Here is an 18,798-nt window from a genome sequence, read left to right as displayed (position 1 = left end):
TGAAGGTTATGCGGACATGCGGCCAAGGAGGACGGCATCCTCCAGAGCCCAACTCAGAGACACCGCATCGCCGACCGAGACCGGCTTTGCGAAGTAATCGCTGTCGCTCGCGATGACGGTGAAGTCGTCGCTGCCGGCGCCCAGAACGGTGATCTTCACCGAGGAGCCGCGATATTCGATGTTGGAAACGATGCCGGAGAAGCCGAGCGTCCTGTCGTCGGCGGCCGTCAGGCGCACCCGGTCGGTGCGGATGCCGATATCGATGGCCTCGCCGACCTCCCTGCCCGTCCCGCGCACCGAAAAGCTCTGCCCTTCGGGGGCTGCGAGCGTGAGAATGCCGTCCCCGCTGGAGCTGACGCGGCCGGAGAGCACATTGTGGTCGCCCATGAAGCGGGCGACGAAGGCCGTCGCCGGCTTCTCGAAGACCTGCCGCGGGGAAGCCGCCTGCTCGATCCTGCCGTCATTCATGATGACGATGAGATCGGCGAGCGCCATCGCCTCTTCCTGGCTGTGCGTCACATGCACGAAGGTGATGCCGAGCGTCTTCTGCAGCTTCTTCAGTTCGGCGCGCATGCGGATCTTCAGGAAGGGGTCGAGTGCGGAAAGCGGTTCGTCGAGCAGCAACGCCTCCGGATCGGTAATCAGCGCGCGCGCCAGCGCCACGCGCTGCTGCTGGCCGCCGGAAAGCTGCGCCGGCCGGCGGCTGGCATAGGCCTCCATCTGCATCAGCTTCAGCATCTCGAGCGCCTTGGCGCGGCGCTCGTCCCTGTCGATACCCTTCATCTTCAGGCTGAAGGCGACATTGTCGACGAGGTCGAGATGCGGAAACAGCGCATAGGACTGGAACATCATCGCCGTGCCGCGCCTGGCCGGCGGGAAATCGGTAACGACGACATTGCCAAGCCGGATATCGCCCGACGAAATGCTCTCGTGACCGGCGATCATGCGCAGCGTCGAGGTCTTGCCGCAGCCGGATGGCCCGAGGAAGCAGCAATAGGAGCCGGCCGGGATTTTCAGGCTGATGGCATGAACCGCCGTCGTGGCGCCATAGACCTTGGAAACGGATGCTATATCGATCTCTGCCGCTTTCGACATCGTGTCTTCCCCTGTTCGGGAGAGACGATGCATCTGCCATGCCAGTTTGCGGCGTGCGTCCCAAACCCTTACAAAATATGAATTTTTCGTGACATAGTCGGAATCGGCGAATTCCGGCGCCGCTTTCGCACTGCACACAAAATGAGCTTTTGTGCTCAATTCGTGCAGAAAATCGTATACAATCATGCATGAATTATGCGCACAAAATCCATTTAACTTTTGAGACGAAGACGGTTATGGTCTGACGACATCAAGGAAACCGATTTCATGAAATCCGCCGCCAGCGGCTTGAGCCAAGACGATTCCCAGGAAACGGGCGCCCCGCAGATCCGCGATGCGATCAGGGATGCGATCGTGGAGCGGCGCCTGTCGCCCGGCACGAAACTGTCGGAGAGCGATGTCGGCAATCTCTTCAACGTCAGCCGCACGCTCGCCCGCGCCGCCTTGCAGGCGCTCTCCTATGAAGGCCTCGTCAGCGTCGAAAAGAATCGCGGCGCTTTCGTCGCCTATCCCTCTCCGGACGAGGCCCGGCAGATCTTCGCCGCCCGCCGGCTGGTCGAGCCCGGCATCCTGCGCGAAGCGGCCGCCCGCATCACGCCCTCGGATATCCAGCATCTGAAACAGCTGCTTCTGGAAGAAGGCCGGCTGATGGGCGAGCGCGGCCAGACGGCAAGACGGGCCGAGATCAAGGCTTCGGGCGATTTCCACCTGACGCTCGCAGCCATATCCGGCAACGCGATCATGCAGCGCTTCATGGAAGAACTGGTCGCCCGCTCGTCTCTGGTAATCGCGCTCTATGGGCAATCGACCGTTTCGAGCTGCGGCCATGCCGAACACGGGGACATTATCGAGGCGATCGAAAGCCGGGAACTCGACCGCGCCTGTCATCTGATGCTCCACCACATCGCCCATATCGAGGCCGATCTCGACCTGCGCGAACGCAAGAGCCTCGGCCTCAAGGAAGCCTTCGAGCTCTAGGCAATGCCGCCTCTAGCCGCGGCTGGAACCGGGCCAGTGCGACATCGCGATCTCGATCATGCGGTCGAGCATTTCGGGGCCTATGCCCGCCTGCGGCAAGTTCAGCACGGCATAAAGCGCGCCCAGATAATGCCAGGCAAGGGCAGCGACATCGGTATCAGCGGGCAATTGGCCCGCTGATTGGGCCTCGCGGAACATGGATTCGAGAACCCCGCGCTGCCGCTCCGCCCCTTCCAGGGCAAGCCTGCGGCCTTCGACCGAAAGCGCCGATATCTCGACGCAGCTTCGCGCGATCAGACAACCCGGCGGCCGGGAAGACGGGTCGGGCCGGAATTCCCGCAGCAACGCCTCCAGGCGCCCGCGGGCCGTTTCTCCCTTGACCGAACGCATCACCGCCACGATTTGCTCCGTGTACGCGACAAGCGCCTCCTGGAACAGGCCGTCCTTGTCACGGAACCGCTGATAGAGACTTGAGCGCGACAGGCCCGTCGCCTCCGTAAGGTCGCTGATGGCCGACGACGCATAGCCGTTGCGCCAGAACACCGCGATTGCCGCCGCGATCACGGACTCGTCATCATATTGCTGCTTGCCGCTCATCTTCCGCCGCTTGACATCCTGGAACGATCGTTCCAACTATGATGGACCGATCGTTCCAAGATAGAGAGGATCGGCCCGAGATGCTTGAAATAATTCATCTGTTCCACCTTAGCAGGGTTATCCCATCATGCTCACGCGTCGTTTCTTTACAACGAGTTTTCTCGCCGCCCCCGCAGCCATGGCCATATCCGGCGCAACATCGGCAGCGGCCAAGACCGCCACCCCGGACACAAGATCGCCTCCCGCCGGAAACTCGGCTTTCCCGACCCGCTACCGCACCGTGGATATCGACGGGCTTTCCGTCTTCTACCGTGAAGCCGGCGCCCCCGGCGCGCCGGTCGTGCTTCTGCTGCACGGCTGGCCGTCATCGTCGGCGATGTTTCGCGATCTCATCCGCGACCTGTCCGTGAACTATCACGTCTTCGCGCCCGATTATCCCGGCTTCGGCAACAGCCAGACGCCCGATCGCTCCCGCGCCCCCTATACGTTCGACGCTCTCGGCGAAGTGATCGGCAAATTCGTCGACAAGGTCGGCATCAGGCAATTCGCCTTGTATGCGACGGATTTCGGAGGCCTTGTCGGCTACCGCGTGATGCTGAAAACGCCGCACCGGATGAAGGCGCTGATCGCGCAGAACAATCCGCTCTTCCTCAGCGAAAGCCCGTGGTTCGGCCCGCTCGTGCCCTATTGGAAGGACGGCACGGCCGAAAGCCGCCGGAAGGCGGCGGAACATTATCTCACCCTTGATGTGGTTCGCGATCTCTACCTCACCGGTGTCCGCGATCCGTCCCTTGTCGATCCGGGCGAATGGCAGGCAGACTATTCCTCGCTGCAGCGTCCGGGTGCCGCAGACATTTCGCTCGACCTGCTCTACAACATCCGCACCAACGGCCCGACCTTGAAGAGCGCCCAGGACTACCTGCTTGCACAGAAGCCGCCGACGCTGGTCGTCAGCGGCAGGAACGATATCCTGTTTACGGGTGAGAACCAGCAGCGATATCGCGAGGTGCTGCCGGGCGCCGAGATCCATCTGACCGACAGCGGCCATTGCGCCCTGGCCGACAGGAGCGAAGAGATAGCCGGTCGCACGCACGAATTCCTGGGCCGGGTATTATAAGCCCCGCGGGATCAATGATTGGGCGAAGGGATATCGGCGGCGCGGCTGATATCCTCCACGCTCATCGGCTCGCTGGAGCGCAGCTTCACCTTGCCGTCGATACCGATCAGCACCAGCCCGAATTCGCCGTCGCGCGGTCCCTGAAGCTCCTCGCGCACATCGTCTGCGTCGAGGTCGCGCCCATCCTCGAACAGCGAGAAGGCGCCGCCGCCGGCGATCGTGAAAACTTCGATATCGTCTTCGATAAGCCGCATCTGCGAGCGGCGCAGCAATTCGTCCTGAACGATCGGCCTGTTGTCTTCGGCATCGGCAAAGACGATCAGCACGTTCTTTTCACCGAGGAACTGTTCCAGCGATCGCGGCAGATGCGCCTCGCGACCGCCTGTTCCCATGATTTCCTGCAGGATGGATCTCAACATGGTGCTCATTCCTTCTTTGCCTGTTTCAACGGCTGGAAATGAGCAGGGTTCCCAAAGGGAGAGGATCGCGGCGAGCGCCGCGATCCCGAATGCCTATTCGCGCGGCTCGGCTTCGGATGCGCGCGTCGAAAGGGCTGCTATATCAGGCGTACCATTGGCGAGAAGGCGCTTGCGCACCAGAACGCGCATGACGCGCGCCGCCGTGGAGAACGTCATCTGGTCCAGCGGTCCCTCGCCTTCCCAGGGTTTGGTCAGCCGTTCGGTGACGGCGCCGACGATATTGGCCGGGACGATATCGGTGCATTCGCGCATCGCTTCGAAAACGAAGCTGATCGGAATGACCCTGCCTTCATGGGTGACAATTGGCTCCGTCAGTTCGCTGTCCCATTCCTCGTAGGCGTAAAGCGCCTCGCGGAACAGCTGTTGCAGGGTAAACGGGGCATGTCCGTTGTGAAGTGGCGGCAGTGCATTCATCATGTCTGTCTCCTCTGATGGATTTAGCCAGCTTCCTCGGATCCGGTCCGGATCGACGCGGAACAACGCTCGGCTCCTCCTTCGGACCGGATACACGATTCATTTTATAGAGTAACACAGGCGTGATAAAGCCATTTCTGCCCGCCCGACCGGCCGGAATATCTAACCGATTGAAATTCATGAATAGTCCAGGGCATTTTTTCGCGCAGGAAGAGAGGCAAGCGGCCATTCCGGCGGCAAAACCGCCCTGAAACCGGCCTTCGGAACTTTTAACGGCCTGACCGGTTTCCCCTCAGCAATCGAGCCTGGGGAGATCAATATGACGCAAATTCGTCAACCCGAACGACGGAGCCGGCCCCTGCGTGGCCGCCCGTACAGCCTTCACGAATTCGCCGCCAAATATGGCTTGAAAAACGAACAGGCAGAAAGCCTCTTTACCCGCTTCGGACCATCATCGGTCGAGCTTGACCTGTTGATGGCCGCCAAGCGCCGCCCGCCGGTACTGCCGGACCACATCCGCGAGTAGCGATGGCAGGGTCAGAATCCGCAAACGGCACGAAGCCGCCAATGCGCGCTCGCGCCCGGACTGCCGGCCCTCGCTTCGGGCAAAATTTCACGGACCATGCCGGGAACACATCTCAGGTGAAATCGTTCTTACCGTGAGCATGGCAGAACGCCATGCCCGCCCCATCGAAATGCCGGCACATTGCCGGAACCATCCACAAGACGAGCTTGAGGTACCGCCTTCGGCGGAGGGCCGGTCGTGTGGTTTCGGTGGCGGCCAAAGAGCGGCTCAAGAAGGACGCAACCATGAGCGACACCTCCCGGCACGAGTGGATATGCAAGCGCGCCTACGCAATTTGGGAAGCGGAAGGCAGGCCGCAGGGCCGCGACGCCGAGCATTGGCATCAGGCAACGGCCGAGCGCGACCGGCTGGAGCGCACGCGCGCCTCGGCAGACGGCAACGAGGTCCTCATAAAATTCCGCCCGAAAATTGCACAACCGCGCAAGCCTGCGGTCCGGATCAGCCAAAACCACAAGCTTCCGCGAGCGGTATGAGCAGGCCGCCTAACCCAGGCGGAGCCGGAAACGGGCGGACAATTCGCCCTCCCACCACATCGGGAAATTGGTTCCCCACTTGTTGTTGTGCAGGTTGAAGCGGACCCCCTCTTCAAAATCCGGCAGGTCTTTGCAGAAGGCCATGAAATCCCAGCTTTGCGGCGCGACCAGCGGCGTATCCAGAGGCACGATATCGAGCGTCCCGGCGTCTTCGATCATGCCGCGGACGGCCGCGACGGCCTGAAGCTGCGCGCCGCCGGACCGCGCATAATGTCCGCACGGGTGCCACAGGCCCACTTTCCTGAACGCCCAGTCGCCGGCGCGCTCAGGCTTGAAGGACAGGAAACTCGCCTCCGGCATGCGGTTGGCGGCTTTGTCGCGCAGCGAAAGCCGCAATTGCAGCATGTCGCCTTCGGCAGAAAACGTCATGACAAGCTGCCGTGGCGCACCAAAGCGCTCGGTGGCTTCGGCTGGCATGGAAAGCAGAAGTGCGCCCTCGCCCGCGCTTTCGAGGCGGGGCACGAAGATTTTCGACAGCGCCGCACCCGATCGGCCAAGGCCCGGCTTGTCATGATCGAGCACCGCCCATTCCTGCCGATGCGTCAGGTAGGTGTCCATATGCCTGTTGACGTCGGCAGCGTCGTAGCTCTCGTAGCGATAGGCGATCAGTGCGCCATCGCGCCCGCATATCCGCCGCCCTTCCGGCGAGGTCAGCCCCTTTACGTCGCCGGTCGCCTCGTCCAGCTCGATCGACCAGCCGCCGGCCGCCAGGTGCGCCTCACGTCCCCCGCCGGTGACAGTCGCGGGCGCAAACAATTCGGCAAGGACGGCCTGCGCCTGTTTCTGGTCGGCCGCATCGAGTTCGCCGACCGCCTGGTCGATATAACCGCGCTGCTCGTCCCATGACGCCTCGGTATAGGCAAACCGGTAGTCCGCCTTGCGGGCCGCCTCGAAATCGGCCCTGGCCCAGGCCTTGTCATCGCGCAGGTAGGACTTGATATCGACGCCGCAAGTGTGCTCGGCCACCATGGCGAGCCCACGGCCGAAGGCGAGCCGCCGCGCCGTAAGCCCCTCGCCCGCAAACCGGTCATAGAGCCGCTGCAGGGCAAGAAACTTCGCCGTCTTCATGGGATCGGCGGCGCTGCCATGGATCCAGCTGTCGCCGAGTTCCAGCTCCAGCACCGGAAAACGCTCCCGCCCATCCCAAAGGAGCGCGCCATAATCCTCCAGCGTGGCCGCGCGGATGACCGCATCCGGCTCGCTGCGGCGCATGTCGCGATAGGCTTCGGCCGTCTGCGGCACGCTCTGCGGGCCGATATTGTCCTGCGTATGGGCAAAGCTCAGCCCGTCGTCGAAGCCTTCCGGAAAATAGGTCTCGCCGTAGGAGCGCTGGTACATGACGACCACTTCCGCCCCATCGGGCGCACGCCAGCGAAAAACGTCGGGCACGTCGGGCGGCGGCGACGCGGTATTGACGCCGAGATGCAGGAAGCGGATGCCGGCCTCCGCCAGCAACGGCACCATGCCGAGCGTGTGGCCCGGAACGTCGGTCATCTTCGCCGCGATCGTCCGCTTGCCGAAACGGCGGTCAAGCTCCTGCGAATAGGAAAGGCCTGCACGGAACAGGTCCGGTGACATCAGCTCTGTGTGAGTGGTGAAGGGCAGCCCGTGCCAGCGGATGAGCCCGCGTTCGATTGCCTGCTCAAGTGCGGCGACCTCGGCAGGCGAGCGCGAATTGAGGTGATCCCAGATCAGCCAGGCGCCCGTCGTCCAGATGAATTTCGGCTCTTTCGGGTTCTCGGCATAAAAATGCGCGCCGGTCTCGATCGCCTGCGGGATGAAGCGTTCGTGATATTGACGGCGGACTTTTTCGGCATGGTCCGTAAAGCCGATGTCGAGATGGGTCTTGAAGACCAGATGCACGCGCTTTTCGGTCATTTCCATTCCATTGGGCCGTTGCCGCCGCAGCCCCGCGCTCAAGGCAGGACGCTGGGCATCCAACGCCGGACCGGCCATCCTTCCCGATATGATACAACCGCGGCTGTGTAATCGTTTCCACAGGCACCTTTGCGCTTCATGGTAACGATCCGTCAAGCATAATTCAGCGAGATATCGGAATATGCTGAATATTTTGTCTCTCTCGCTCTCGCATGCCTTGCCTGAATCATGAGACGCTCATTAATTGACGGCCGAAAATGAAGACGTGTTCATACGCCATTCCGCCTGGATGGTCGGCGCAATAGGTTCGCGATATGCCTGTCATCTTGCTGCTTTACACGACGTATCCGAACCTCTGGCGATGGCCCACTCGATGAGCGAACTCACTGTCCACGTCACACCTGCCGACCGGGCGAGCGATCCTTATTTCTACGTGCCCTTCGATATTCCGGCCGGCACCACCCGCCTCGACGTGACGATGGCCTACGAAAAGGCCGAGGATTGCATCATCGATCTCGGCATTCTCGATCCCCGTGCCACCGGCTACCCATCATCCCAGGGTTTTCGCGGCTGGAGCGGCGGCGCCCGCGACAGCTTCTTCGTCGCCACCGACGACGCGACGCCGGGCTATATTCACGGCGAAATCCCGGCCGGACGCTGGCGCATCATGCTCGGCCTCTACAAGGTGCCGCCGTCGGGCGCCGATATCGCCCTGACGCTCCGTTACGACGCAAGCCCGCGCGAGCTGCGGCCGCAGCCGGTCCGCACCCTGCCGGTGCGCAAGGGCGCCGGCTGGTATCGCGGCGACCTTCACTGTCACACCTTCCATTCGGATGCGGCGGGCGCGCCCGAACTGCTCCACGAAGCAGCAAGACAGGCCGGTCTCGATTTCCTCGCCGTGGCCGATCACAATACGATCAGCCAGCGCCGCTATTTTCATCCGGCCTCCTCGCCCAACCTCGTCTTTATCCGCGCCATGGAGGTGACGACGGCGAATGGTCACGCCAATGTCTACGGCATCGACGACTGGATCGACTTTCGCATGACGCGGCCCGAACACGCCCACACGCTGGCAAGGCTCGTGCACGAGCGTGGCGGCCTGCTGTCGATCAACCACGACAAACCGACCATTCCCTGGGACTATGAGCTTCCCGAGGCCGATTGCATGGAAGTCTGGCAATCGAGCTGGATGGCCTGGAACTGGGTCGCCCTCGCCCGTTACCAGGAGCGCCTCGCAACCGGCCGGCGCCTTTCGGCGATCGGCGGCAGCGATTTCCACCAGCCCGCCCGCCTGATGCCCGAGGGACCGCTCGCGCTGGCGCGACCGACGACCGTGCTGTGGCTGGAGGAGCTTTCGGAAGCGGCGGTCCTTGCCGCCATGAAGGCCGGCCGCGGCTGCGTTACCGAAAGCCCCGACGGCCCGCATCTGTCGCTGACAGTCAACGGCCTCCCGATGGGCGCGACCGTTTCCGGGCCGGTCTCGGCGACGGCCGAGATCCGCGGCGCAAGGGGCGATCGCATGGTCTGGCTCGACGCGTCAGGCATTGTCGCCGAGGCAACGATCGAGGCGCAGGAATGGCAGGGCAGCTTTTCGGGACGGCCCCAAACCTTCCTGCGCGCGGAAATCATTGCCGAAGCCGCGCGCGAAAGACTGCTTGACGATTTCAACGCTGCGATCTCCGGCAGGCCGCTTTCCTGGCAGCTGCGCGGTATCGAACTGGCGCAGCAGCCGATCCGGCGCGCGCTCGCCAATCCCGTCTATATCGAATGAATTTCCCGGCTGATGTTAGGGTAAAGGAGCGGCTATTTTTCTTCGCAGAGCGTCCGGTGAACCTCGGTCCAGAACAAGGCAAGCAACGTATCGCCGTTGCGCTCGGCGACGAGCGCGCGGATCAGCGCTTCGGAGCCGGCCATATCCTGCCAGCTCGATCTCAGCCCCTTGGCTGCCTGATGGCATTCGGCGATATCGAACGTTCTCTTGCTGTCCATCTGGAGCCTCCCCGAAAAAGGCGCTAACAGACGGGTCTGAAAAAGTCATTCCCCGCATATGTGGGGATGCCTTGTATTTTTGACATTCCTCGCGGTAGGATTGAACGGTTTGAGGCAGGCGGCACGATGACGGAAATCAGTTATTCGCAAAAGTTCGAACCTGTTTTCGAACAGATCAAGGCTGCGGCCAATGTCGATGCTTCCATCCGCATTTTCCAGGCGGAGTATGCCGTCGACTACGTCACCTATCACCTCGCGCAGACCATCGCCGCAAGGATCGATTCCCCCTTCGTGCGCACCACCTATCCCGATGCCTGGGTCTCGCGCTACCTGCTCAACAGCTATGTGAAGGTCGATCCGATCGTCAAGCAGGGCTTCGAGCGCCAGCTGCCCTTCGACTGGAGCGAGGTGGAGCCGACACCGGAAGCCTATGCCATGCTGGTCGACGCCCAGAAGCACGGGATCGGCGGCAACGGCTATTCGATCCCCGTCGCCGACAAGGCGCAGCGCCGCGCGCTGCTGTCGATCAATGCCCGCATTCCGCTCGACGACTGGACCACCATGGTCAAGACCTATCGCAACGAGTGGATCGAAATCGCCCATCTCGTCCACCGCAAGGCCATCTACGAACTGCATGGCGAGAACGACCCGGTGCCGGCGCTTTCCCCGCGCGAAATCGAATGCCTGCACTGGACGGCACTCGGCAAGGACTACAAGGACATTGCCGTCATTCTCGGGATTTCCGAACATACGACCCGCGACTACCTGAAAACCGCCCGCTTCAAACTCGGCTGCGCCACCATTTCCGCAGCCGCCTCGCGGGCCGTGCAGCTGCGCATCATCAATCCCTGAGCCTGCAGCGCAAGGACCGGCAGCCGTCCGTCTTGCGCCGACAAGACCTGAAGTGCCGCGGGCGGACCGGAAGGATCGCGCCGCGCTTCCGCTCGCTTCCTCGACGGATCGAAGCGTTCTGCCGGCGGCCCGGAAAGGCCTCCGGGCGACCCCCTCATATGCGGGGGATCATCTGTGGGCGCCCATATGAGGGAATTTCCGGCCCCGCCTTCCTGAACCATTCTGCCCTCACGAACCAAACACGCTGGAGGGCAAAATGTTCGTTATCATTCAGGCACATGAGTATCAGAAATACGCTTTCATACTCGACCAGATGTTCCGCCTGCGCAAGAAAGTCTTTGCGGACACTCTTGGCTGGAACGTTCCGGTAATCGGCCCCTTCGAGCGTGACAGCTACGACTCGCTCTGCCCGGCCTATCTCGTCTGGTGCAACGAAACCCGCACGCGCCTCTATGGCGGCATGCGCCTGATGCCGACGACCGGACCGACCCTCCTCTACGACGTCTTCCGCGCAACCTTCCCGCAGGCGGCCAATCTCGTCGCCCCCGGCATCTGGGAAGGCACCCGCATGTGCATCGACGAAGAAGCGATATCAGCCGATTTCCCCGACATCGATGCCGGCCGCGCCTTCTCCATGCTGCTGCTCGCGCTCTGCGAATGCGCCCTCGATCACGGCATCCACACCATGATTTCCAATTACGAACCCCATCTTAAGCGCGTCTACAAGCGCGCCGGCGCCGAAGTCGAGGAACTCGGCCGCGCCGACGGTTATGGCAAATATCCCGTTTGCTGCGGCGCCTTCGAAGTTTCCGAGCGCGTTCTCACCAAGATGCGCGCATCCCTCGGCATCGATACTCCCCTCTATACCCGCTACGTCCCGACGCGTTCCGTCGTGACCCAATTTCTGGAGATGGCAGCATGAACCGCTTAAACGAAACCGCCGTACAAAAAGACATCGGTGCGTTGGAACGGCATATCCTCGCATCCCGCGATATCGCCACGCAGATGGGAGACCCCTTCCTCTCCTATCTCCTCTCGATGGCTCTTTTCACGATCTACGAAAAGAAGGCGCATCAGGAAAACGACCTGCTGAAGAGCAGCTACAATTGACGGCTCCCCGGGGCAGCGGCCGGGCTTGAAGCAGACCTCCCCTTCAGCCCTGGCCGCGCCTCTCGATCTCCGGCACTCCCCCGGAGATCGAGAGCGGCAACAGCGGCTAGCGCGTCATCGAAGCGATCGTCGAAATCAGGGCCTCGTGCTGATAGGGTTTCGGCAGGAAAGCCGTATTGGCCGGCAGCGACATGGGATCGAGCCGCACCAGGCCGGACGTAATGATGATGCCGATATTCGGCCGCATTGCCCGCACCCGCTTGGCGAGTTGTATGCCGTCCATCGAACCGGCCATGTTGACGTCGGTGAAGAGAATATCGACATCGTTGCGCGCTTTCAGCAGCACCATCGCCTCATCCGCGTTCCCGGCCTCGAGCGCCACATGCCCCACGTCTTCGAGCACGTCCAGAATATTGAACCTGATCAGCGGCTCATCCTCGACGATGAGCACCACGGCACCCTGGGAAGCCACCATTCTGCGATTGCCCTCTTCAGCCCGAAAGCGCGCCGTAATCCCTCGATCCGCGTGCAACGCTTCAGCCTCTCGTTCTCCCATCTCGTCCGCAAAACCGCTCCACACTTTTGCGCGACATGAGGTTCCTGTTTCGCATGTCGTTATCGCAAAACCGCTCCGCACTTTTGCGCGACATGAGGTTCCTGTTTTCGCATGTCGTTATCGCAAAACCGCTCCGCACTTTTGCGCGACATGCTGTGATCTGACTGCGATAAATGTAGCCGGCGCGCGAAGGTTCCAGAGGGCAAAGCGGAAATATCCATCGTCCACAGATGCTTGCGCTCATGGCTTGTGACTGCCCCGGATTTGCGTTAAGCGGACAAAAGCCGCGGGTGCCATTGCCCCGGCTTACCGCACGATACGTGCCGGGCCTGTAGCTCAATGGTTAGAGCCGGCGGCTCATAACCGCTTGGTTGGGGGTTCGAGTCCCTCCGGGCCCACCACTTTTCCAGAGATTTCGCCGTGCCTGCCCGTGTCGCCGGCGTTTCTGGGCGTCGGATCGAAGTCTTGCGTCGACCCTCCGACTATCTTCAGTATGTCAGAAAAGACAAAATTTTCAAGATGTTACAGAGTCGACGAGCTGGGCGCAGCCAAGCGGTTTGCGGCCAACTGATCAGCCAAGCGGTTAAAAGCCGCTTGGCCGGTGGTTCGAGCCAGCCGAGGACGCCCGATGTTGGCGGAGACGGTGCGAGGTCCCGACGGCAAGCTCCGGAAACTGGGCGGCGGTTTGGGCGGCAAAGCCACCCTCGTCGGGAAACCCGTGGTGCCGCCTACCGGCGGCCAGAACGATTCGCGCGGAGGGTTGTCGGAAAAATCAAAGTCTCCGGCCATGCCACTCGGCCGCCTCGCACAAGCGCAATTCTACTCCTGAACTTGGAAAAACCCAACGTCGGATCAACCTGTCGGTTCCGTCAAGCCGCGTCGACCAGTTCGTCGTGGGCCAAGTCCGATCCCTGTCGCACCTGAACGGTTCGGCAGTTAGGTGCATGACCACCATCGATGCCTGTTCCGTTTCGCGTGGAGAGCGCCAATCCGAACAGTTCGACAGCCACAGCTTCGCTGATGTCGCCGATCAGGTTCCCGTCGAGCGTGAGATCACCTGCATCTGCCGAAAACGCGAAAGGTCGGTAGCGATATCCTCGGTGAGGCCGTCGCTGCCTGACACGCAGATTCCGCCATCCATCGGCGAGGGCGCAGTTGAATTCGCCACCCTGGAATGGGTGGACTGGTTCAACCATCAACGGCGTCTTGAGCCCTGGGCAACATCCCGCCAGCGGAAGCCGAGGAGCAGTATTACGCCATGCTGGACGAACCAGCCATGGCTGCATAACGTAAACCAAACGGCCTCCGGCAAACCCGCCGCGGTTCAGCTGTGGCTCTCGCATTGCGGCATAGCGAGTGCGTTGCTGATCCAGTTACCACTGAGATTTCCCGTTGCAGTTGCCTATAGGGCGTTGCATTTTGAGGTATTGGGACGAGAATCGCTGGCAGAAAATCTGATGGACATATTCAACCTCGATAGGGAACTTATTGATCGCTATTCGTCATTCGCGCGTTCATTTTCTGAAATTCGCGCTCCGGAGTTGAAGCGTCAGATTGATGGCGAATACGAGTCCGGCCGTTTCTGGCCGGAACCGCTCATCACGATCAATCCGAGATTCGAGCAAGGCCGATCAGTAGAGGAGTTATCCAACGCCGGTGTCTTGGACCAGGCGACAGCTAAGGTCTTTTCGGTTGGACCACACCGAACACCAATCACCCTTCACCGGCATCAAGAGCGGTCGATTATGAAGGCCGCGGAGAAAGAGAGTTTTATCGTCACTACCGGGACAGGTTCCGGAAAGTCGCTTTGCTTCTTCTTACCCATCCTGGATAGTATTATCCGCGCACGCCGCGCGGGGCAGGCTAGAAAAACCCGCGCAATCATCATTTATCCAATGAATGCTTTGGCGAACTCTCAGCTCGAAGAACTGGATAAATTCGTCGCCGAATCCGGTTTGAATGACGAGTTAAAGCCCATCTACAAGCGTTACACGGGTCAGGAGACGGAAGCCGAACGTACTGCGATTGCCGCGATCAAGCCGGATATACTCCTGACCAACTTTATGATGCTCGAACTGCTTATGACACGGCAGGATGAACTCGATCGAGCGGTAATTGAGAATGCGGTTGGACTTGAGTTTCTCGTCCTCGACGAATTGCATACGTACCGCGGCCGACAGGGGGCCGACGTGGCGATGTTGGTGCGGCGGGTCAAGGATCGCCTGTGCGCTGATCGGCCCCTCCTTTGCATCGGCACTTCTGCGACCATGTCTAGCGCAGAGGTAGAAGAGGACCGAGCGAAGGCCGTTGCCGAGGTTGGCAGCAAACTGTTCGGTCAGCCCGTCAAATCCACATCGATTATCGATGAGCATTTAGAGCGAGCGACCGACCCATCGATAAAGATATCGACGCTCGGCGAAAATCTTCGAAAAGCCGTGGAGGCGTTGCCGGACACTCTCTCGAACGCTCAACTCTACAACAACCCACTGGCATGCTGGATTGAGCTTGAGATCGGACTGGACGATGGAGAAAAGCTTCGACGCCGGCGGTCAATTACCCTTTCCGACGCCGCTACTAAGCTTGCCGAAAAGACAGGCATCGATAATAAGAAGTGTGCGCACGCGATCGTGAATATGCTTCAGATAATGGGGCGTAGAGAAGACCTCCGCGGCGGTGAAAGTGACCGTGCCTTTCTTGCCTTCAAGTTGCACCGGTTTATTTCAGGCGCAGGCCAAGCGTTTGCAACTTTGGAGCCCAGGGGGCAACGCCGCGTCGTTCTCGACGCACAAGTCTTCCACCCGGAGGATGAGAACGCTCGGCTATATCCTCTCTATTTCTGTCGTGAATGCGGACAGGAACACCATAGTGTTACCGTATCCGACACGGAGGATGGTCGCCGAATCTTTGCACGTCCCATCGATGAACCAATTACCGATGAAGGAGGAACGGACGGAGCCTTGGCCGGATTCCTGGTGCCGGCTGTCAATGAGGATTTTAGCTTCGCTGGAGCACCTGGAGATTATCCGGAAGACTGGCTAGACACAAAGGCAGGGGATCGTCTGCAACTAAAAAGCTCACATCGGAAGAAGCACGAAGGTGTGCTCTTCCATGTGAAGCCCGATGGCGGTCTCGGTGAAGACGGTGTGCCGGCCTGGTTCTTCCGTGGCAAGTATCGCTTCTGTCCGCATTGCCGCCATCAGCCGGCCTCGCAAGCTCGCGACATAAACAAGCTTGCCGGACTTTCCGGTGAAGGACGCAGTTCAGCAACCACACTGATCGTTTCGACATTGCTCGCGCTGATGGAGAACGATCCGAGCCTCGAAGAACACACCAGGAAGCTTCTGGGTTTCACCGACAATCGTCAGGACGCTGCACTGCAAGCCGGCCATTTTAATGATTTCATCTTCGTAGTGCTTTTGAGGGGCGCGATCCTGAGAGCGGCCAGGGAGAACGCGTCCAAGGGTCTTTCGGATTCGAAGTTTGGAGATGAAGTTCGCAAGGCGCTGGCTTTTGATTTGGAAGTTCCCAACCGCTTGTCGGAGTGGATGGCTGATCCAAAAGTGAAGGGTATGTCACCTCGACAAGCCGCGGAGGAGACGCTCACGAGTGTCCTCGCTCACCGCGTTTGGACCGATCTCCGCAAGGGGTGGCGGTATACAAATCCAAACCTTGAGGAGAGCGGGCTCATTGAAGTTCGATTCTTGGGATTGAACGAGCTTGTCGTCGACGAAGAGGAGTTCGTTTCGAGCGCTCGGCTGGTTTCTCTAGGCCCCGAGAAACGCAAGGCGCTTTATTCAGTACTTTTCGACTACATGCGAAAGGGGCTGGCGATCGCCACGGAGGCACTCGATCGAACGAAAGTTCTACAAGTTGCCCAAGATTCCCGGAGCCATCTACGTGACCCGTGGCTTATTGACCAAAGTGAAGAACCCGAACTGCGTTCGGCCTCCATTTTCATGTTGGAGCCGCCTGAACGCGACCAGACCCGAGCTCGGGACGAGATAAGCATTATCCGTGGAGGATGGCGCACCCAACTGGGCAAAGCGATTCGGAACAAGGACATATGGGGCGATACTCTGCCGACAAATGAGTATCAGAACGTGGTCGAGGATTTGTTGAGAGCTGCGGAGGCGCATCAGCTTGTCCGGCGCGTTTCGGCGCATGGGTATGACAAGCCAGCGTGGCGGCTCGCCTCGAACGCTGTCCGCATTTTTCCATCCGCCAACAGATCAGATGGTCGACGTCCAAATCCGTATTTTCGGGAAGCGTATGAACGCGTTGCAGAGTTGTTGGGTCAAGCCGGTGACATGCCCTACTCGTTCGAAGCGCGCGAACACACCGCCCAAGTGGATCAGAAGGTCAGAGCGTGGCGTGAAGACCGGTTCCGCTATGGCAAGGGAGATCAAAGCAGGATCGAGGAAAACAAAGAAGCCATGCGGCTTGAAGGAGAGCCGACGAGCTTCTTGCCGGCGCTGTTCTGTTCGCCAACAATGGAACTCGGCGTTGACATCAGCGCATTGAACACCGTCTACATGCGGAATGCTCCGCCGACGCCAGCCAACTACGCGCAGCGTGCGGGCCGCGCGGGGAGAAGCGGACAGGCGGCACTTGTAGTGACCTACTGCGCCGCTCAATCCCCCCACGATCAATACTACTTTGAAAACAGAACCGGTTTGGTTTCGGGAATTGTGAAACCGCCTGCACTGGACCTGGCAAACGCCGATCTCTTACGCAGTCATATGCATGCTGAGTGGCTAGCCGCAGCAAAAGTTGCCCTCAATGCCGCCATCCCGGGCAATCTTGACATGGACGAGCCCGCCCTTCCGGTCGAGAAGGCTATAACGGACGCGTTCTTGGAAGTCCGAAGCAAGGGGCATGCGAAGCCGATTATGAAGCGTCTGCTCGAGGCCACAATGAATGTCGTCGATAAGACGGAGGCCCGCTGGCTTGACGATCTCGATGGCTTCGTCGAGGAGATCGATTCTGCCGCTGCCGACCGTTTCGCACATAGCTTTGATCGATGGCGCGATCTCTACAATGGCGCAAAGCGTGAGCAGACGGAGAGCAACGAAATCCAACAGAAATCCACTTTCCGCCCAGGTGAACGGAAAGAGGCAGCCCGCCGATACTATCGAGCAACCGAAGAACTTGACCTTCTCGAAAGAGGAGACAATTCGGCCAGCTCCGACTTTTACACCTATCGCTACCTTGCTACCGAAGGTTTCTTGCCCGGATATAACTTCCCGAGGCTTCCTCTCTATGCCTTTATCCCTGGAACGAAACGATCGTCGGTGCTGCAGCGACCTCGATTCCTCGCGATCGCAGAGTTCGGTCCGAACAGCCTGATTTACCACGAAGGTAGAGCATTTCGCGTAACCAAGGCGAAGCTGTCGTCCACCGGACGAATTGCCGAAGACAGCCGACTGGCGACCTCCACCTTGTTGATATGCGACGCCTGCGGTGCATCACACTCCGATCCAAATATGGAGCGTTGTCACGCTTGCGCTTCGTCTCTGGCAGGAACGACACGTGTCAACGAAGTCTATCGGATCGACAATGTGGAAACTGCTCCATCTGTTCGAATTACCGCCAACGACGAGGATCGCCAGCGGCGTGGATTTGATATTCAGACTGTTTTCGAGTGGACCGGTGAGCAGGGCAATCTTGACGTCAGGCAAGCTGTCGCGCGGGCTGACGGCGAGCCAGTTGCTATGCTTGATTTCGGGAACAGAGCGAAGCTGTCTCGCATCAACAAGGGTCTTAGGCGGCGGAAAGAAAAATCCATTCTTGGCTTTATGATCGACCCTTCGAACGGACGGTGGGTCGCCGACGACGCCGATGACGGTAATGACGACGGTGGAGACATCGGAACCGCAAGGGCGCAACGTATTGTGCCAATTGTGGAGGACTACAAGAACGCTCTGCTTGTTCGGCCTCATGCGTCGTTCACGAGCGAACAGATGGCGACGCTGCAACATGCGCTGGTCCGTGGCATCCAGGTGTCGTCGGAGTTGGAGGAAGGCGAGCTACTTGGTGAGCCGCTGCCCGCGCGTGACAATCGCAATGTCATATTGCTTTACGAAGCTACGGAGGGTGGTGCAGGCGTGCTAAACCGGCTGGTGGCAGACAAAAACAAGGTTGCAAAGGTCGCCCGCGAAGCACTCGAGATCATGCATTACAAGTTCGACGAGGCTACCGCCGGCGTCGAGCAGATGGAAAATGCCTGTATCGCCGGGTGCTATAGATGCTTGCTCTCATACTATAACCAAACCGACCACGAACTGATCGACCGCCGCGATAAAGAGGTTGTCGCGTTCCTTTGCGAATTGGCTCACTCCTCCGTGGACGACGCCATGCCGGCGGAGACGATGCCAGCACAGGGCGATTGGCTCGCGGCAATCCAAAATTGGCAATTACCTAAACCAGAACGCCGGGAGATCGGCGGTGAGGTCTGCGATCTTGTCTGGCCGACCTTCACCTTGATCGCAGTGCCTGGGGTGGCGTCCACAGAGCTGCGAGCTGCAGGGGGGCGTATGGGCTACGACGTGGTTGAAGTGCCAACTGTCCCACCAGAAAACCTGCCTGCCAGTTTGGCATCGTACTTCGGGAGATAA

General features: G+C 60.1%; 17 protein-coding genes, 1 tRNA gene and 1 pseudogene. 11 read left to right on the top strand and 8 right to left on the bottom strand.

The features are described 5' to 3' along the window. Positions 1-6 precede the first annotated feature (6 nt). Complete coding sequence (locus ACFPWW_RS04075; RefSeq protein ID WP_377310545.1) at positions 7-1,095, bottom strand: ABC transporter ATP-binding protein; 1,089 nt, start codon at positions 1,093-1,095, stop codon at positions 7-9. 267 nt (positions 1,096-1,362) lie between these two features. On the opposite strand from ACFPWW_RS04075, the gene ACFPWW_RS04070 reads away from it, so the two are divergent. Then, positions 1,363-2,073 (top strand): GntR family transcriptional regulator, encoded by a 711-nt coding sequence (locus ACFPWW_RS04070; protein ID WP_112564641.1) that lies wholly within the window; start codon positions 1,363-1,365, stop codon positions 2,071-2,073. 12 nt (positions 2,074-2,085) lie between these two features. Here the strand turns inward: ACFPWW_RS04070 and ACFPWW_RS04065 are convergent, their stop codons facing one another. Then, entirely contained in the window at positions 2,086-2,670 is a 585-nt protein-coding gene (locus ACFPWW_RS04065) for a TetR/AcrR family transcriptional regulator (protein ID WP_377310543.1), read from the bottom strand. Between the two features lie 127 nt (positions 2,671-2,797). On the opposite strand from ACFPWW_RS04065, the gene ACFPWW_RS04060 reads away from it, so the two are divergent. Further along, on the top strand, positions 2,798-3,787 hold the full coding sequence (locus tag ACFPWW_RS04060) for an alpha/beta fold hydrolase (protein WP_377310542.1): 990 nt from the start codon (positions 2,798-2,800) through the stop codon (positions 3,785-3,787). A gap of 11 nt (positions 3,788-3,798) precedes the next feature. Here the strand turns inward: ACFPWW_RS04060 and ACFPWW_RS04055 are convergent, their stop codons facing one another. Both ACFPWW_RS04055 and ACFPWW_RS04050 read right to left on the bottom strand, forming a co-directional pair. After that, positions 3,799-4,206, bottom strand: coding sequence for a DUF4174 domain-containing protein (locus tag ACFPWW_RS04055; protein WP_112703988.1), 408 nt, complete (start codon positions 4,204-4,206; stop codon positions 3,799-3,801). Positions 4,207-4,299: 93 nt separating this feature from the next. Beyond that, positions 4,300-4,683 (bottom strand): hypothetical protein, encoded by a 384-nt coding sequence (locus ACFPWW_RS04050; protein ID WP_112564635.1) that lies wholly within the window; start codon positions 4,681-4,683, stop codon positions 4,300-4,302. Between the two features lie 316 nt (positions 4,684-4,999). On the opposite strand from ACFPWW_RS04050, the gene ACFPWW_RS04045 reads away from it, so the two are divergent. Both ACFPWW_RS04045 and ACFPWW_RS04040 read left to right on the top strand, forming a co-directional pair. Next, positions 5,000-5,206 (top strand): hypothetical protein, encoded by a 207-nt coding sequence (locus tag ACFPWW_RS04045; protein ID WP_377310539.1) that lies wholly within the window; start codon positions 5,000-5,002, stop codon positions 5,204-5,206. A gap of 284 nt (positions 5,207-5,490) precedes the next feature. After that, complete coding sequence (locus tag ACFPWW_RS04040) at positions 5,491-5,739, top strand: DUF2934 domain-containing protein (RefSeq protein WP_377310537.1); 249 nt, start codon at positions 5,491-5,493, stop codon at positions 5,737-5,739. A gap of 9 nt (positions 5,740-5,748) precedes the next feature. Here ACFPWW_RS04040 and ACFPWW_RS04035 read toward each other — a convergent pair whose 3' ends face one another. After that, a complete protein-coding gene (locus ACFPWW_RS04035) occupies positions 5,749-7,677 on the bottom strand; it encodes a DUF5054 domain-containing protein (protein ID WP_377310535.1) in 1,929 nt (642 codons plus the stop codon). A 373-nt stretch (positions 7,678-8,050) separates the two neighbouring features. On the opposite strand from ACFPWW_RS04035, the gene ACFPWW_RS04030 reads away from it, so the two are divergent. Next, entirely contained in the window at positions 8,051-9,448 is a 1,398-nt protein-coding gene (locus ACFPWW_RS04030) for a CehA/McbA family metallohydrolase (RefSeq protein WP_377310533.1), read from the top strand. Positions 9,449-9,480: 32 nt separating this feature from the next. On the opposite strand, the gene ACFPWW_RS04025 is transcribed toward ACFPWW_RS04030, so the two are convergent. Then, positions 9,481-9,666, bottom strand: coding sequence for a hypothetical protein (locus tag ACFPWW_RS04025; RefSeq protein WP_007824145.1), 186 nt, complete (start codon positions 9,664-9,666; stop codon positions 9,481-9,483). A 126-nt stretch (positions 9,667-9,792) separates the two neighbouring features. On the opposite strand from ACFPWW_RS04025, the gene ACFPWW_RS04020 reads away from it, so the two are divergent. From ACFPWW_RS04020 to ACFPWW_RS04010, 3 genes are all read left to right on the top strand, one after another. Next, entirely contained in the window at positions 9,793-10,518 is a 726-nt protein-coding gene (locus tag ACFPWW_RS04020) for a LuxR family transcriptional regulator (RefSeq protein WP_112564629.1), read from the top strand. 256 nt (positions 10,519-10,774) lie between these two features. Further along, positions 10,775-11,440, top strand: coding sequence for an acyl-homoserine-lactone synthase (locus ACFPWW_RS04015; RefSeq protein ID WP_112564625.1), 666 nt, complete (start codon positions 10,775-10,777; stop codon positions 11,438-11,440). Further along, on the top strand, positions 11,437-11,628 hold the full coding sequence (locus ACFPWW_RS04010; protein ID WP_112564623.1) for a hypothetical protein: 192 nt from the start codon (positions 11,437-11,439) through the stop codon (positions 11,626-11,628). The genes ACFPWW_RS04015 and ACFPWW_RS04010 overlap by 4 nt, the downstream gene beginning before the upstream one ends. A 106-nt stretch (positions 11,629-11,734) precedes the next feature. Here ACFPWW_RS04010 and ACFPWW_RS04005 read toward each other — a convergent pair whose 3' ends face one another. Beyond that, positions 11,735-12,103, bottom strand: a complete 369-nt coding sequence (locus ACFPWW_RS04005) for a response regulator (protein ID WP_377310531.1) — start codon at positions 12,101-12,103, stop codon at positions 11,735-11,737. Between the two features lie 406 nt (positions 12,104-12,509). On the opposite strand from ACFPWW_RS04005, the gene ACFPWW_RS04000 reads away from it, so the two are divergent. After that, positions 12,510-12,585: transfer RNA gene (locus tag ACFPWW_RS04000), tRNA-Ile, on the top strand. 468 nt (positions 12,586-13,053) lie between these two features. Here the strand turns inward: ACFPWW_RS04000 and ACFPWW_RS03995 are convergent. Beyond that, on the bottom strand, positions 13,054-13,380 hold the full coding sequence (locus tag ACFPWW_RS03995) for a DUF6998 domain-containing protein (protein WP_377310529.1): 327 nt from the start codon (positions 13,378-13,380) through the stop codon (positions 13,054-13,056). Here ACFPWW_RS03995 and ACFPWW_RS03990 point away from each other — a divergent pair. After that, positions 13,336-13,472, top strand: a pseudogene (locus ACFPWW_RS03990) (IS3 family transposase); the annotation flags it as partial. The gene ACFPWW_RS03995 and the pseudogene ACFPWW_RS03990 sit on opposite strands and share 45 nt — an antisense overlap. 169 nt (positions 13,473-13,641) lie before the next feature. Beyond that, the gene (locus ACFPWW_RS03985; RefSeq protein WP_377310638.1) at positions 13,642-18,798 is read left to right on the top strand and encodes a DEAD/DEAH box helicase; all 5,157 of its coding nucleotides are present in this window, start codon (positions 13,642-13,644) and stop codon (positions 18,796-18,798) included.

The sequence above is a fragment of the Rhizobium sp. GCM10022189 genome, assembly GCF_042656325.1.
In the GTDB taxonomy this organism is placed as follows: domain Bacteria; phylum Pseudomonadota; class Alphaproteobacteria; order Rhizobiales; family Rhizobiaceae; genus Rhizobium.
The sequence above is the reverse complement of the archived record's forward strand: the minus strand, read 5'-3'. Positions and strand labels throughout refer to the sequence as shown.